The organism is Roseicyclus mahoneyensis (genome assembly GCF_003148775.1).
GTDB lineage: Bacteria > Pseudomonadota > Alphaproteobacteria > Rhodobacterales > Rhodobacteraceae > Roseicyclus > Roseicyclus mahoneyensis.
The window spans coordinates 120175-135302 of sequence record NZ_QGGW01000002.1 but is presented as its reverse complement, the minus strand read 5'-3'; the positions used below and the strand labels follow the sequence as shown (position 1 = coordinate 135302).

12 protein-coding genes and 1 other annotated feature are annotated in these 15128 nt (G+C 66.1%); of the genes, 9 read left to right on the top strand and 3 right to left on the bottom strand.

Features of this window, described 5'->3' with window-relative positions; genetic code table 11:
- Positions 1-77 precede the first annotated feature (77 nt).
- The 4 genes from C7455_RS05630 to C7455_RS20590 all read left to right on the top strand — a co-directional run bounded on the left by C7455_RS05630 (position 78) and on the right by C7455_RS20590 (position 4280).
- Entirely contained in the window at positions 78-635 is a 558-nt protein-coding gene (locus C7455_RS05630; RefSeq protein ID WP_211315450.1) for a cytochrome c oxidase subunit II, read from the top strand.
- A complete protein-coding gene (gene ctaD, locus C7455_RS05625; RefSeq protein WP_109666400.1) occupies positions 632-3142 on the top strand; it encodes a cytochrome c oxidase subunit I in 2511 nt (836 codons plus the stop codon). Before C7455_RS05630 ends, ctaD begins: the two co-directional genes overlap by 4 nt.
- Before the next feature lie 80 nt (positions 3143-3222).
- A complete protein-coding gene (locus C7455_RS05620) occupies positions 3223-3735 on the top strand; it encodes a pyridoxamine 5'-phosphate oxidase family protein (RefSeq protein ID WP_170119007.1) in 513 nt (170 codons plus the stop codon).
- A gap of 410 nt (positions 3736-4145) precedes the next feature.
- Positions 4146-4280, top strand: coding sequence for a hypothetical protein (locus C7455_RS20590; RefSeq protein WP_281269403.1), 135 nt, complete (start codon positions 4146-4148; stop codon positions 4278-4280).
- Positions 4281-4320: 40 nt separating this feature from the next.
- Positions 4321-4437: a sequence feature (AL1L pseudoknot), on the top strand.
- 386 nt (positions 4438-4823) lie between these two features.
- Here C7455_RS20590 and C7455_RS05615 read toward each other — a convergent pair.
- The 3 genes from C7455_RS05615 to C7455_RS05605 form a co-directional block, all read right to left on the bottom strand.
- A complete protein-coding gene (locus tag C7455_RS05615) occupies positions 4824-5672 on the bottom strand; it encodes a carbohydrate ABC transporter permease (RefSeq protein ID WP_109666397.1) in 849 nt (282 codons plus the stop codon).
- Positions 5665-6468: a carbohydrate ABC transporter permease gene (locus C7455_RS05610; RefSeq protein WP_146199937.1), complete on the bottom strand. Its 804-nt coding sequence runs from the start codon at positions 6466-6468 to the stop codon at positions 5665-5667. Before C7455_RS05610 ends, C7455_RS05615 begins: the two co-directional genes overlap by 8 nt.
- Before the next feature lie 152 nt (positions 6469-6620).
- Positions 6621-7895, bottom strand: coding sequence for an ABC transporter substrate-binding protein (locus tag C7455_RS05605; protein WP_170119006.1), 1275 nt, complete (start codon positions 7893-7895; stop codon positions 6621-6623).
- 122 nt (positions 7896-8017) lie between these two features.
- Here C7455_RS05605 and C7455_RS05600 point away from each other — a divergent pair, with 122 nt between their 5' ends.
- The 5 genes from C7455_RS05600 to C7455_RS05580 all read left to right on the top strand — a co-directional run bounded on the left by C7455_RS05600 (position 8018) and on the right by C7455_RS05580 (position 15090).
- On the top strand, positions 8018-8932 hold the full coding sequence (locus tag C7455_RS05600) for a CehA/McbA family metallohydrolase (RefSeq protein ID WP_109666392.1): 915 nt from the start codon (positions 8018-8020) through the stop codon (positions 8930-8932).
- A gap of 12 nt (positions 8933-8944) precedes the next feature.
- Positions 8945-10042 carry an ABC transporter ATP-binding protein gene (locus tag C7455_RS05595; RefSeq protein WP_109666390.1) on the top strand — a complete coding sequence of 366 codons (1098 nt, stop codon included), beginning with the start codon at positions 8945-8947 and terminating at the stop codon, positions 10040-10042.
- Positions 10042-11295, top strand: a complete 1254-nt coding sequence (locus C7455_RS05590; protein ID WP_109666388.1) for a phosphodiester glycosidase family protein — start codon at positions 10042-10044, stop codon at positions 11293-11295. Before C7455_RS05595 ends, C7455_RS05590 begins: the two co-directional genes overlap by 1 nt.
- Complete coding sequence (locus tag C7455_RS05585) at positions 11292-12233, top strand: hypothetical protein (RefSeq protein ID WP_109666386.1); 942 nt, start codon at positions 11292-11294, stop codon at positions 12231-12233. The genes C7455_RS05590 and C7455_RS05585 overlap by 4 nt, the downstream gene beginning before the upstream one ends.
- Before the next feature lie 784 nt (positions 12234-13017).
- On the top strand, positions 13018-15090 hold the full coding sequence (locus tag C7455_RS05580) for an extracellular solute-binding protein (RefSeq protein ID WP_109666385.1): 2073 nt from the start codon (positions 13018-13020) through the stop codon (positions 15088-15090).
- The last annotated feature ends 38 nt before the right edge of the window (positions 15091-15128 follow it).

Here is a 15128-nt window from a genome sequence, read left to right as displayed (position 1 = left end):
CGGCCTGCGATGGCCCGCTGTCCACCCTACAACCCGCAGGTCCGGTCGCGCGTTCCCTGGCCCAGCTTGGTTGGGCCATGATCGCGGGCAGCACCGCACTGTTCGCGCTTATGGTGGGGCTGTTCGCGCTGGTGATCTGGCGGCCACACTGGGCGGCGCAGGTTTCCGGGCGGAGCTGGATCATCTGGGGCGGGCTGGTCCTGCCCGCGCTGGTGCTGCCGCCGCTGGTCGTGGTGTCGCTGATCGCGGGCGAGCGCCTGATGCCCTCGGACGCGGTGCCCCGGATCGAGGCCGAGGCGCGGCAATGGCACTGGACCTTCCGCTATCCCGACCATGGCGGGGCCGAGACCGAAGGCATCTTGCACCTGCCCAGCGGACAGCCCGTCGACATCGTCATCACAAGCCTTGACGTGATCCATTCCTTCTGGGTGCCGCGCCTTGCGGGGAAAATGGACGCCGTGCCGGGGCGGGTGAATGTCCTGCGGGTGATGGCCGGCGCGCCGGGGCCGCTGGAAGGGCTCTGCGCAGAATTCTGCGGCCTCGATCACACCACCATGCGCTTTGACGTGCAGGTCCATGACCCGGAGGGCTTTGCCGCGGCCCTGACGACGCCCGTGTTCGCGCCGCCGCCATGACCGCACCGATGCCCGCGACAAGCCCCATCCGCCTGCACAAGGCGCTGACGCGGATCTGGGCGACCGGGCCGGGCTGGCAGCGGCTGGCAGCGGTGAACCATTCGGTCGTGGGCATCCGCTTCATGGTGACGGCGGCGGTGTTCTTTGCCATCGGCGGCATGCTGGCCATGCTGATCCGCGCGCAGCTTGCCACGCCCGGTTCGGCCTTTCTGGGGCCCGAGATCTACAACCAGATCTTCACCATGCACGGCACGATCATGATGTTCCTCTTCGCGATCCCGATGCTGGAGGGGCTGGCGCTCTACATGCTGCCCAAGATGCTGGGCGCCCGCGACCTCGCGTTCCCCCGGCTCAGCGCCTACGGCTACTGGTGCTACCTGTTCGGCGGCATGATCCTGATCGGGGCACTGGTGGCCGGGGTCGCCCCCCAAAGCGGCTGGTTCATGTACACACCCTTGTCGTCGGATGTGTATTCGCCCGGTATCAACGCCGATGTCTGGCTTCTTGGCGTCACCTTCGTCGAGATCTCGGCGCTGACCATGGCGGTGGAACTGACGGTCTCCATCCTCAAGCTGCGCGCGCCGGGCATGACGCTGGCACGGATGCCGATCTTTGCGTGGTACATCCTTGTGACCGCGTTGATGATGGTGGTGGGGTTTCCGCCTCTGATCCTCGGCTCGATCCTGCTGGAGATGGAGCGCGCCTTCGGCCTGCCGTTCTTCGATCCGGAGCGGGGCGGCGACCCGCTGCTCTGGCAGCACCTGTTCTGGCTCTTCGGTCACCCCGAGGTCTACATCATCTTCCTGCCCGCCGCAGGCGCGTTGTCGACCATGATCCCCACCTTCGCGCAGCGCCCGCTGGTGGGATACCGCGCCGTCGTCGCCTCGATCATCGTGATGGCGTTTCTCAGCTTCGGGATCTGGGTGCACCACATGTTCACCACCGGCATCCCGCATCTGGCGCTGGCGTTCTTCTCATTGGGGTCAGCGCTGGTGGCGGTTCCGACGGCGGTGCAGATGTTTGCCTGGCTCGCCACGCTGGCCCATGGTCGCCCGCGCTGGGATGTGCCGATGCTCTACATCTTCGGGTTCATCGCCGTCTTTGTCTGTGGCGGGCTGACGGGGGTGATGCTGGCGATGGTGCCCTTCAACTGGCAGGCGCATGACAGCTATTTCGTCGTGGCCCATTTCCACTACGTGCTGGTGGGCGGCTTCGTCTTTCCGATGCTGGCCGCGCTCTACTACTGGATGCCGCATGTCACCGGACGGCTGTCGGTGCATCGGCTGTCGGTTCCTGCGTTCTGGATGATCTTTGCAGGTTTCAACGTCACCTTCCTGACCATGCATCTGACCGGCCTTTTGGGCATGCCGCGCCGGGTCTACACCTACCTCGGCCATGAGGGCTGGACCGGGCTGAACCTGCTGTCATCGGTCGGCAGTTTCGTGCTGACCATGGGCTTTGCGCTGATCGCCGCCGACATCTTTCTGCAGCGCCGTTTCGCCCCCCGCTTCCGCCGCGACCCGTGGCGCGCGGGCACGCTGGAATGGGCCACGCCGACGCCGCCTGCCGCCTATGGCTTCGCCTCGCTGCCCCGGATCGACGTCCGGGCCGACAGTCTGTCGCCTTTCGACATCGGGCAGCAGCTGGCGGCCGGCGAGGGCTATCTGGGCATGGCGCGCAACGGCTGGCAGGAAACGCTGGGCGTCGACATCACCACCGCGGAGCCGGACCAGATCGTGATCTTGCCGCGGCCGACCTATCTGCCTCTGATCCTTGCGCTCGTCACGGGTGTCGCGGTGCTGTCGATGCTGTTCAAGGTCTATGTCCTTGCGATCCTTGCCGCCATCGCCGTGGCGGGCCTGTTCGTCTGGGGCGCTCGGTCATCGGGCCAGCCCGTCGATCACGGACCCTTGCCCATCGGCCATGGCCTGTCCGCCCCGCCCCACCCCGAGGCCGCGACCTCGCCGCCCGTTCTGGCGATGGGGGTCACGCTGATCGCGGATGGCGCGTTCTTCACCTCACTTATCTTTGGCGTGATCTACCTGTGGCTAGTGGCGCCGAACTGGCCCCCGCCCGAGGTGATCGAGGCCGGGCTGGCCCTGCCGCTGATCGTGGCGGCGGGCCTTGTGGCGGGCCCCATCGCCGCGCGCGGGGCTGCCGCGGCGCTGCGCGGGAAAGGCTCGGTGATGCCATGGCTTTCGGCGCAGGCCGTGGCCTTGCTGACAACGCTTGCCGCCCTTGTCTGGCTGATCGCGGTCGCGTTGCCTGATCCCCAAACACACGGATACGCCGCCGCCAGCTTTGCGCTTCTTGCCTATGTCTGCCTGCATCTGGGGATCGCGGGTCTGTTCGTGATCAGCAATGCCAATCGCCTGCGTTCGGGCCATATCGCGCCGCGCCGCGACCATGACCTGCGGCTGACGCGGGCGTGGCAGGATTTCACCGCGCTCAGCGGTCTCATCGCGGTGGGGTTCGTGGTGATCCTGCCATGGCTTGTGACGGGGTGACTGTCCGGATCGAACATCATCCCGGAACCAACCCGTTTCATGCCGCGTTTGGCAATAACCCAACCGAAAAGGACATCCCAATGAACGAGACCGACATCGCCACCTTCTGGGACCGGCTGACCAACATCGGCGCAGGCCTTCTCGGCACCGACAACGGCGCGGCCCGCATGGTTCCCATGTCGCACCAGCTGCTGGAGGGCGACCCGACGATCTGGTTCATCACCGCGCGCGACACCGACCTTGCAGAAGCCGTGGAACATGGCGTGCAACCCGCCTCCTTCGTCGTGGCCGAGGGCGGCAAGGGGCTTTACGCCATCATCCGCGGCGCGCTGGCCCAGAACAAGGACCCTGCCCTGCGCGATGCGCTTTGGTCGACGGTCGCGGACAGTTGGTTCAAGCGTGGCAAGTCCGATCCCGATGTCGGCATTCTCGGCCTTGTCCCGGACTCCGCCGAGGTCTGGCTCACGCCGACCTCAGGGTTGAGCTTCGCGTTCAACGTCGTGCGGGCGAAAGTGACAGGAGAGCAGCCCGACATCGGCAGTCACGGCACGCTGACGCAGGCCGATCTTGTCCGGCGTCGCGCGGCAGCATGACAGCGGAGAGGTCATCGCGAGGGACGAACCGAGCTACATCGGACGGCCGATCCCTCCCACCACGCCCAGAGGGTGCCGATCAGCAGGCCGCGCGCGAACTGGAGGCAAACCCGTCGTTCCCGTCTTGCACGACGCGAGGTTACGACATGCTGCAGGATGAGAGACCGTGTTGTCTGAACGGCTGAAGCCCGCCCAGTCCGGCCCCTTGCTCGTCCTGACAGGGCAAGCTTTGGATCAAGCGTTTCCGTTGAAGGTACCTCAACGGTCATCGACGCAGCCATAGTTTGAACTGCGCCGGGTTTTTCGGAAGGCAAAACTCTTGGAGAATGGCCCGTTATGGAACAGTCTCTAGGACGACAACCGCGAAGCCGTGTTCACTTAAGCTCTGCGAGCATGCGGTGCGGTTGGCGATGAAACACCGCGATCAGTATCAGAGCGAAGCTGCCGCGCTGACGGCGATTGCAGGTAAATTGGGCGCGTCGCCGGACGTTTTTCGTGTTTGGCTGCGTCAGGCCCAGCGTGATGGCGGCGAACGGTCGGGCTAGACGACGCCTGAGAAAGCCCGGATCAAGGGCATATAGCGTCAGCTTGTTTTGCCCAGACGGAACTCGACCGCTCGTTTCTCAAGCGACTGCCTTTATCTGGGGCAACCGTGGGGCTTTTGGGGTCGAGCCGGTGTTGAAGGTTCTACGGATTGCCCAGTCGACTTATCTTGCCCGGCGGGCCATCGCGCATGATCCCGACCGGAGTTCAGCCCGGGCCAAGTCCGATGCGGATCTGTGCAACAAAATCGATGCCGCCTGAAAAGATAACCGCAAGCTCTTTGGAGTGCGGAAGATCCGGCGCGTCTTGCTCGGAGACAATCACGACGATGCACGGTGGAACGGTTGATGCGCGATTTGGGCCTCAACGGTCTGCTTCGAGGCAAGAAGGCAATCACCACCAACCCTGACACACGCCCGACTGGTGCTGCTTCAGGACGGCGATAATCTGCTCTTTCGTTAACCTGTTGCGCTTCATCTACGTCCCCGGCGATGAAGAACATACCAACCTCAAGGTGCGGAGGTTTTAGTGGTGCGGGTCATGCTTTACCCCTTGACGCCGCCACCCGCAAAGCCCTGCAGCACGTATTTCTGCCCCAGCACGTAGATCAGGATCAGCGGCAGGGTCGAGGCGACCGAACCCGCCATCAGCAGCGTCCATTCCGCCTCGAACTCGCCCACGAACCGCATCAGCCCCAGCGGCACGGTGCGCAACTCTGGCGAGTTGAGATACAGCAGCGGGCGCAGCAATTCGTCCCAGTTGTTGATGAAGGCGATCACGAAGATCGAGATCAGCGCAGGCCGTGCGAGCGGCAGATAGATCCGCCAGAAGATGCGCCACGGCCCCGCCCCGTCGATCCGCGCCGCCTCGCCGTATTCGGCGGGCAGGCTGGCGAAATATTCGCGCAGCATGAAGGTCCCGAAAGAGCCGACAAGGAAGGAGGGCACGATCAGCGGCAAGAAGCTGTCGATCCAGCCCAGTTGCCGCATCAGCAGGAATTCGGGGATGATCGTCACCTCGGTCGGCACGAAAGCGGTGGCGAGGATCAGGGCGAAAATCGCGTTCTTGCCCGGCAATTCCATCCGCGCAAAGGCATAGCCCGCCAGCGCGCAGGTCGCCACTTGCCCCAGCGCCGCCATGGTCGAGACAAAGAAGGAATTGCGGAAATAGAGCAGGAAATCGTGCTGGGTCAGCACCTCGGTGTAATTGGCCAGGGGGTCGGGGCCATAGAGCAGCGTCGGCACGAAGCTGGGCGGCAGGCGGAAGACATCGCGGCTTTCCTTGAAGCTGGTGATCAGCATCCAGGCAAAGGGCATCAGCGTCACGCACGCATAGGCCAGCAGCACCACGTAAAGCGCGATGAGCGCGGGGGCGCGGCGCAGGGTGTCACTCATGGACCCACCTCCGCCGCAGGTGGAAATTCAACAGCGTGATCAGCCCGATGACGAAACACAGCACATAGGCCAAGGCCGACGCGTAACCCATTTCGAAATGCACGAAGGCGTTTTGGTAGATGTAGAAAGCCAGCGTGGTCGAGGCCCGGTTCGGCCCGCCATTCGTAAGTGCATAGGTAATCTCGAAGGTCTGGGTGGAGCGCACCAGCGCGAGGATCAGCACGAAGAACAAGCTGCGCGACAAAAGCGGCAGGGTGATGGCGTAGAACCGCCGGAAGGCGCGTGCGCCATCGATGCGGGCGGCCTCGTAGACGCCGGGGTCGATGGTCTGCAGTCCCGCGATCAGCAAGATCATGTAGAAGCCTGCATCCTTCCAGACCGACACGATGGCGACCGCGGGCAGCGCCCATGCCGGATCGGCGAGCCAGGCGATGCGGTCGATGTCGACCTGCGCCAGCAGGTGGTTCAGCAGTCCGAAACGCGTCGAAAATATCCAGCGCCAGGCGAGAGTAACGGCGACGGTGGCGGTGATGTAGGGCAGGAAAAACGCGCCACGGAAAAAGGCGGAGGAGCGCAGGGAGTTGTTGAGCAGCACCGCCAGCGTCACCGACACGACCATGACGCCCGGCACATACATCGCGGTGAACCACAGCGTGTTGCCCAGCACCTCGCGCGAGACGGGCGAGGTCAGGATATGGGCGTAATTGGCCAGCCCGACCCATTCGATGTCGTTGAAGATGCGCCAGTTGGTGAAGGACAGGGCAAAGGCCCAGCCGATGGGGATCAGCCGAAACACCAAAAGCCCGACGATCGCGGGCAGCAGGAACAGCAGCGCCGGGCCCCAGGTTTTCCACCGTGACTGTGACCGGGGCCGGGCCGGGGCATGGTCGTTGTCGGAGATGGGAACGCGCCCCCGGGGGCCGGGGGCGCGCGTTGATCTGATCTCGCTCACCGCGACAGGATGTCGTTGCCATAGGCGGTGGCGGCGGCCAGCGCATCCTCAAGCGATTTGCGACCGTTGAACACCTCGTCCAACTCGCCGTTCAGGCCGCCCGAGCCAGCAGCGGCATAGCCGCGCCACGCGCTCCAGTTGGGGGTGAAGCCTGTGTAGAGCGGCTGCGCCCCGATCTCGAGGATCAGCTCCATGTTGTCGGGCTGCTGGCCCCGGCCAAGCCATTCCTCGGACATCGCGGTGGCGGACCATGCGGGCACCTTGCCGCCGGTGAAATCGGCCGCGGTCAGCGTCGGGCCGGTCAGGTGCTGCACCAGCGCCCAGGCCAGATCGGTCTGCGCGCTGTCGGTCGTCACGGCCAGCATGTCGGCCCAGGCATAGGCGACGGCGGTTTCAGGTGTTGCGTCGGGGCCCATGGGAACCTGCGCGATGCCCCATTCGAAGCTGTCACCGATCAGGGCGCGGTTGTTGTCGATGTTCCACGATCCGTCGACCCACATCGCGGCAAGACCCATGCCGAACACGTCTTGCTGCCGGATGCCCTCAAGCTCCAGCGGGCGGGGGGCGAAGCCGTCATCGACGATCGAGGCGAGGAAGGCGAGCGCGTTCACGGCTTCGTCGTTGATCTCCAGCGCGGTGCCGTCCTCGTTGACGAAGCGCCCGCCATTGCGGAACACCCAAGGGTCGGTCTGGGCGTAGCGGCCATAGACCCAATAGCCATACTGCTCGGGCGTGCCGTCGCCATCGGCATCGATGGTCAGTGCCTCGGCGGCGGTGCGGAAATCGTCCCACGTCCAGTCGGCGTCAGGGTATTCAAGGCCCGCCGCGTCAAACGCCGTGCGGTTGTAGTAGAGAACCGGGGCCACCCAGTTTTGCGGAAAGGCGACCTGCGCCCCGTCGATCTGTCCGATCTCGACCGCGCTTTCGAAATAGCCCTCAAGCGAGGTGTCGCCGATCAGCGGCGCCAGATCCATCAGGTTGCCTGCCGCAGCCCATTCCTGCACGAAGCCCGAGGACATCGCCATCACATCGGGCAGATCGCCCGAAGCCGCCAGCGCCGAGACACGCGGCCAGTAATCGCTGGGCGGCATGGCCTGAACCTCGACCGTCACGCCCGGGTTGGCCGCCTCGAAGGCCGCGATGGCACCCGCCTCGATCTCGGCCTGGTCGGTCGACCACAGCATGTAGGTCAGCGTGGTTTCCTGCGCGACTGCTGCGCCTGCGATGCAGATCAGCGCGGATGCGCACAGCGCGGTTTTCTTCAAGCTCATGGGGTCCCCCGTCATCAAAACTTCATCATTCGGCGGGTGGATACCCCCCGGATGCCGTGGCATCGGTAGCGGCACCAGGTGATGCTTTTGTGACATCGCCGATCTGCGGGATGCGGGGAAACATGGTCGGTTGGATCGAAAAACAGCTACCCTTCGCGGCCCCGGGCCGGTTCTGGCGCGGCAATCTGCACATGCATTCCACAGCCTCCGACGGGGCCCACAGCGTTGCGGAGGCCTGCGCGGCCTATGCGCGCGAAGGCTATGATTTCGTCGCCATGACCGATCATTTCCTGCCGCAATACGGGCACCCGGTGACCGACACCCGCGCCAGTCACACCGATCACTTCATCACCCTTGCCGGGGCTGAACTGCATCAGGGGCGATTGGGCAATGGCGAGCTTTGGCACATCGTCGCGGTCGGCCTGCCGTGGGATTTCGCGCCCCCCGCCGAGGGGGAGACGGCGCAGACCATCTGCGCCCGCGCGGCTGCGACGGGCGCTTTCCTCGCCTTCGCCCATCCCGGCTGGTTCGCCCTGACACCCGAGGATGTGCGGTCACTTCCCATGGTCCACGCCGTCGAGGTCTACAACCACGGGACCGAGATGGGTCAGATGCGCGGGGATGGCTGGTATCTGGCCGACATGGCCCTGAACGAGGGGCGTCGCCTGACCGCCATCGCCACCGATGACATGCACAGGCTGGGCGTGGTGTTTGGCGGCGGCTGGACCATGGTCAAGGCCAGCGCGCTGACGCCCGAGGCCATCCTTGCCGCCCTTCACGCCGGGCAGTTTTACGCCACGCAGGGCCCGATGATCCATGACATGCGCGTAGAGGGCGAGGCGCTTGTCATCGACTGCTCGCCGGTCGTCACGGCGGCCCTTGTCGGCAGCCGCGCGCGGCGGGCCGGTGCCGCGATCACCGGGATCGCCAGCCGTGTGTGCCTGCCGCTTGCGGGGATGGAGGACGGGTATTTCCGCATCATCCTGCGCGACCGGCACGGGCGCCACGCCTGGACCAACCCGGTGTGGCTGTCGTGAGGGTGGCCTAGAGTGGCCGAGGTTTCGCTTCACGCGATCACTCGCCGCTTCGGCCCGACCGAGGTGTTGCGCGGCATCGACCTCGAGATCGCGGATGGGTCCTTCACCGTCATCGTCGGCCCTTCGGGCTGCGGGAAATCCACGCTGTTGCGCATCCTCGCGGGGCTGGACGCGCCGACCTCGGGCAGCCTGCACATCGCAGGGCGCGACGTGACGGGGCTGGAACCGGCCGAACGGCGCATCGCCATGGTGTTCCAGAATTATTCGCTCTATCCGCACATGAGCGTGCGCGAGAACATGGCCTTTCCGCTCCGCTCGCTGCGGATGGGCCGGGCCGAGCGGGCGGCGGCCATCGACCGGGCGGCTGACATCTTGCGCATCGGCGACCTGCTCGACCGCAAGCCCGCGCATCTATCAGGCGGCCAACGCCAGCGCGTCGCCATCGGGCGGGCCATCGTGCGCGAGCCGTCGGTGTTTCTCTTCGACGAGCCGCTGTCGAACCTCGACGCCGCGCTGCGCGGGCAGATGCGGGTGGAACTGGCCGAACTGCACCGGCAGCTGGGCACCACCATGGTCTATGTCACCCATGATCAGGTCGAGGCGATGACCATGGCCGAAAGGATCGTCGTGCTGAACGGCGGCCGGGTGGAACAGGTCGGCGCACCGATGGACCTTTATAGGTCGCCCGCCACGCGATTTGTCGCGGGTTTCATCGGGCAGCCCCCGATGAACCTGTTGCAGGCCACGGTCGTTCGGGCGGATGTGGCGCATGTAGTGGCCATGATCGGAGCAAACCAGCACATCGAGGCCGCCGTAGATGGGCGCGGCCTTGCGCCGGGGGAGGCGATCAGCATCGGCGTCCGGCCCGACGATCTGGCCGTGGTCGCGCAAGGCGGCATTCCCGTGCGGCTCAGCGTGTTGGAACGGCTGGGGCCGCAGACCGTCGTTCACGCCCGCACCGAGGGCGGCGCGGCCCTGTCGGCGGTGGTCGCGGGAGACACCGAATTGGCGCCGGGCGACAGGGTTGGTCTATTTGCTCCGGCCGACCGGGTGCATGTCTTTGCCAGCAGCGGTCAGGCCCTGCCGCGCCCCCCACGCCCGGCCTTGTGATGGTCGACGTCCGGTTTCTCGAACGGCGGCTTGCCTCGGGGGTCACGGCGCGCGTCGTGCGCCTTGAGCCTGGGGGGTTCCGCGTCCTGCCCTATTTCACGCAAGATGCGCCCCTCGATGAGACCCGGCTGGCGGTGATCCTCGCCGAGGCGCGGCTGGGGCAGCCGGTCGTGCCCGTGCCGCCCGCTGTACGGCGCATGGCCCCTCGGGACCTGGATGGCAGTCATCGGATCGCGGCCCGTGCCGATGCGCGGTCCGGCGTCGCCTGCGCGCCGCTGCGCCTTTTCAGGACTGTGGCTGCGGGGCTGGCGCCGGGCGAGATCTTGACGAATGCCAGTTATTTCCTGTTCCTTGCACCCGAGGTGGCAGGCCCCTTTGACGCCTATGGCGACCCGATCGGCCTGACGCTCGCCGATGGCGTCGTCGAGACGCCCCCGCAGATCCCGAGAAGCTGTCTACTGATCGGCGATGCCGGCCCCGAGATCAGACGCATTGGCTTTGCCCATGCGGAAATCCGTACGGTGCAGGGGCTGCCATTTTCGCCGCATCCCTTCGGCCCCGCGACACAGGTAGCCGCCGGGACGGCCTTCGCGCTGTTTCACGGCTCTGCCGGGGGTCTGACGCCGGTGGCGGAGGGGCTTTGGGATGTGGCCTTCGTGGGTCGACATGCTGTGGCCCTTTCGCAGGGCGGGGGCCTGTCGATCCCCCGCGCGGGCTGCGTGTTGCGCTGCGCCAGCCGGTCCGAGGCAGAAGCGGTGGCAGCGGGACCGCTCACCTACAGCCTGCCTGCCCTGCAACAGGGTATCCAGTCGGGCCCGCTGATCGTCGAGGACGGGCAGACCATGGAAGCCGGGCGGAATGTCTTTGTCGAGGAACTCTTGACGGACGACGCGCCACGTCCTGACAGCGTTTGCGTCTCGCCTCATGACTGGCGGGCCGACTGGCACCGGACGCGGGCCGCGCGCCTGTCGGCAGGCATCACCCGGGACGGCAGACTGTTCTTTTGTGCGGTCGAAGGCACTTCGTCGTTTTTCCGGGACGGCACGGCCCAAGGCGCGACGCTGCATGATCTGGCCCAGCTCATGATCGAGGAAGGGGCGGCTCAGGCCATCCACCTTGACGGCGGCGGCTCGACGCAGGTCTTCTGCCACGGCGGGGGCGCGTTGATCGCACCGCGCGACGTGCATCATGGCATGCCCGACAGTCCGGCACAGTTCGACCGGCCCTTGCCGCTGGGGCTGGTGCTGTCATGACAGGCTGGATTTTCGAAAGCCTTTTGCTCCCCAAGGATGACGCGGCCCCCGCGGCCTGCGAGGATCGGATACTGGTCCTGCCGCCAGATTTCGCGGCGGTGATCGACGGGGCGACGGACATCACGGGTCAACGCTTCGATGGGCAGACCGGTGGGGCGCTGGCTGCCGAGGCCATCTCCGCCGCCTTCGCGCAAGCCTGGTCACACACGCGTCAAGGCGGGGCCGACCCGTTCGCATCCGCCGAAAAGGCACTGGCATTGGCCGACCATGCCATCGCGGCTGTCTACCACCGGTTTGGCCTGACCGAGGCCGCGCAAGACCCCGCGCGCCGCTTTCGGGCCGCCTTCGCGGTCGTCTCGCTCCGCGATGGCGTGTGGCGTGGCGTCGGGGCCGGGGATTGCGCGCTCCGGATCGACGATGGCCGCCCAATCCTACGCGACCATCCCGCCGAGCCGGTCTTTGCCGCCTGGCGCGCCGCGATGATCGCGGAAGATCCGCAGAAGTCCGAGGCGGACATCCGCACGGCGCTGCTTGGCGGTCTGGCGCAGGCGGATGCCGCTGCGCGGCGGGCCGTTGCACCCATCCTGACCAAAGTCCCCGGTCTGGGCGAGCTCGCGCTGCAAGCCGGACTGGCCGGCATGCGCGCAGCTCCCCCGGGCGATCCGCTCAGCTTCGGCGTAGCCGATGGCGTGGGCGACATGGGTCATGGCTTTTGTTGGCAGGTCGAGGCCATGGCCGACAGCGTCGCGGCGCTTGCGCTCTGGACCGATGGCTGGCTGTTGCCGGCGGGCCAGCATGTCGACGGCTGGATCAAGGCGGCCATGACCGTCCATCTGGAAGACCCTCAACGAACCCGACGTTTTTCTTGTCTGAAAGGGCCGACGGCGAGCGGCCGCCACGATGACATGGGGCTTGTATTGATCAACCACTGCCGCTGATCCGATGGCCAAGTGAACGCCAAGACCATCAGATCGTCACACCCCGTGGTCGAGGGCCATGCCCATGTGTCGGCTGCGCCGGGCACCCCGTCCTGTGTGGTCCGACTGCTCGCGTAGTTGGTTCCAAGATGGCCCGGATGCCGGGGCCACCCAATACCATCCGCTTCCCGACCATTGCGACGGTGACGGTCGCACCGTCGGGGGTCGTTCCGGATCGGGCAATCGCAGGCTCTAGATGCTGCAATGCACCTTTCGTCGAAGCGGCCACTCATGCATCGCGCAGCTTGTTTGGTGCTAAGCTACGGCGGTCCGGGCGCGAAGCAGAAACGCAGAAGTGCGTCCGCCTGTCCACGCTCAAACGCCTGAGTGATCCCACACCCGCCTGCGTTTCTTGGTCGACACGATCAGACTGTACTCCGGGGCAACCGGGACTTTGCGACCTCCTCAGAACCTATTCGGCACCGTGACCGACGAGGTGATGGTCAACCTCTGGCCATGGGTCGTGATGCAAGTAGAGACAGTCAGATACTGGTTACGTAAGGTTCGCGTAAGGATCTCGGGCTTGATCCGTTCGAGCTGTCATACAGCTGTCATCTCGGGTTGTTAGCCGGGACCAAACCGACACCGTCCAAGGGACAAGAACGGCTGGCCAGGCTTCGCAAGATGGCCTGTTCCCCGGCTGCATCGGCCGTATGCCTCCCCGTGCTCACGTGGATTGCCCGAGGAGCGAGCAAGACCGAACAGGTATCTCCACGCCGGGGCATGCGACCGAAAGGGAGGACCGATGCTCGACCTGAACGACCTCAGGCTGTTCGTCGCCATCGTCGAGCATCAGGGCATCCTGAAGGCCGGGCGGGCGTTGAACCTGCCAAAGTCGACCGTCAGCCGCCGCCTCGCGGGGCTGGAGGCGCAGTTGAAGACGCGCCTGATCATCCGGAGCGGGGAAGAATTCACCCTGACGCCCGCGGGCGAGGAGACCTACCAGTTCGGGATGCGCGTGGTGCAGGCGGCGCGCGAGGCGGAGGAGACGTTGCTGAGCAAGAGGCGGGAAGTCTCCGGGCAGGTGGGTCTGAGCATCTCGTCGCTCCTCGCCCCGCGTCTGCCCGCCTACCTTGCCGGATTGCTGGGGGCGCACCCGCGCCTGTCCTTTGCGCTTGATGTCTCGGAAAGCGACCCCGACCCGGCCGGTGACGCCAACGACCTGATCCTGCGCGCCCATGCCTGGGGCCTGCGGGATTGCGCGCTGATCCAGCGGCGGATCTGCCGCAACCCCACCATACTGGTCGCCGTGCCCGGCCTTGTGGACCGGCACGGCGCGCCGGATCATCCGGCCGATCTGGATGGGCTCGACCTCATGACCTTCGGCATCGATCCGCGGCAAGATGCCTGGCCCCTGACCGATGGCGCCGGACAGATCGAGACCCTGCGCGCAGTGCCGCGCCTGATCACCGCCAACGCCGGGGTCTTGCGCGCGGCGGCGGTGACGGGACTGGGCGTCGCGCTGTTGCCCGAATTCGCCGTTCGAGATGACCTTGCCATGGGCATTCTGCGCCGCGTCCTGCACGGGTGGACTGGCCCCGCCGTCGCCGTGACGCTGCTATCGCCCTCGCGGCAGAGCATGAACGCGACCTTGCGCCTGTGCGCCGATCATGTGGCGGCCGAGGTAAAGGCCGACATTCTGGCGGGGGTTCAAGGGGTTCCGAAACAGGAACGGGGCGTCCCGATATTGCCCCCGCCATCTGTTACAGAACTGTCGTCTTCGGCACCTACCCCAAAGGAGCGTCGCGCACCGATCCTCCGCCCGGCGCTTCCTGTGAACAGCACCGAAAGCGAAACGCCCATGACCCCGTTCCAGACAACCCTCGGCTCGGCGGCCCTGACCGCTGCAGCCGCGTTCTCCCTCCCGGCTGTGGCGCAAGATGCCGCTGGCCCGCTTGTCCTTTACACCAACGATTTCGAAGGCGCGATCACCGAGCGCTTCGAGGCCGACACCGGCCGCGAGATCGACGTCGTGCAGATGTCGGGTGGCGAGATCCTCGCCCGGATCGCCGCCGAGGCCGCCAACCCGCAGTGGGATGTGCTGATCTTCAACGGGTCCTACACCTTCCACATGCTCGACCAGCAAGAGGCGCTGCTGCGCGGGGTGGAGCCGGCCAATCTTGGCAACCTCAACGAGACAGGCCTGACCTACCTGCCCGAGAACCGCTCGTGGTTCCCGATCGGTCTGGCTGCGTCTTGCGTCATGCTCTACCGCACCGATCTTGTAGAGGAACCGCCGACCGCTTTCGCCGACCTTGCCGATCCGCGCTTCAACGGGCAGTTCGGCATGGCCGATCCGGCCGTCGCCGCGCCCGCCTATCCCTGCGTCGCGCAGTTCTTTGAATCGCTGGGCGCAGACGGGGCGCGCGATCTTTTCACCAGCTTCTTCGACAACGGGATGCGGGTGTTCCGCACCAATGGTCCGACCGGGGCGGCGCTCGCGTCGGGCGACATTTCGCTGGCCCTGATCACCTCCCAGGTGGCCTACACGGTGCTGGCCGACGGCGAAGTGCCGGTCAGCGTCGTCTGGCCCGAGGAAGGGGCACCCGGCGTCGTGCGCGGCGTCGGTATCCAGGCCCAGACCCAGCGGCCCGACGCGGCTCAGGCCTTCGTCGAATGGCTGCTGGAGCCGGCCACGCAGACCCATCTGGCCGAGGCGATCCCCGCGGACGGCAAGTTCGAGCCGACCGTGACCGGCGCCGTGCGCCGCCCCGACGGCCCGCCCGAGGGGCAGACCTATCTCGTCGCCTCCGACGCCTTCGCGGTGGAGCATGAGGCCGAGATCAAGACCTGGTTCGCCGATCAGGCGCTGAACTGACGGGCCGATCCTGAGACGGGGATTGCCGGGCCACCGGT

Coding starts and splice junctions, on each gene's coding strand:
- C7455_RS05630 (WP_211315450.1), top strand. CDS start 78: ATGATCGCGGGCAGCACCGCACTGTTCGCGCTTATGGTGGGGCTGTTC.
- ctaD (WP_109666400.1), top strand. CDS start 632: ATGACCGCACCGATGCCCGCGACAAGCCCCATCCGCCTGCACAAGGCG.
- C7455_RS05620 (WP_170119007.1), top strand. CDS start 3,223: ATGAACGAGACCGACATCGCCACCTTCTGGGACCGGCTGACCAACATC.
- C7455_RS20590 (WP_281269403.1), top strand. CDS start 4,146: ATGAAACACCGCGATCAGTATCAGAGCGAAGCTGCCGCGCTGACGGCG.
- C7455_RS05615 (WP_109666397.1), bottom strand. CDS start 5,672: ATGAGTGACACCCTGCGCCGCGCCCCCGCGCTCATCGCGCTTTACGTG.
- C7455_RS05605 (WP_170119006.1), bottom strand. CDS start 7,895: ATGAGCTTGAAGAAAACCGCGCTGTGCGCATCCGCGCTGATCTGCATC.
- C7455_RS05600 (WP_109666392.1), top strand. CDS start 8,018: ATGGTCGGTTGGATCGAAAAACAGCTACCCTTCGCGGCCCCGGGCCGG.
- C7455_RS05590 (WP_109666388.1), top strand. CDS start 10,042: ATGGTCGACGTCCGGTTTCTCGAACGGCGGCTTGCCTCGGGGGTCACG.
- C7455_RS05585 (WP_109666386.1), top strand. CDS start 11,292: ATGACAGGCTGGATTTTCGAAAGCCTTTTGCTCCCCAAGGATGACGCG.
- C7455_RS05580 (WP_109666385.1), top strand. CDS start 13,018: ATGCTCGACCTGAACGACCTCAGGCTGTTCGTCGCCATCGTCGAGCAT.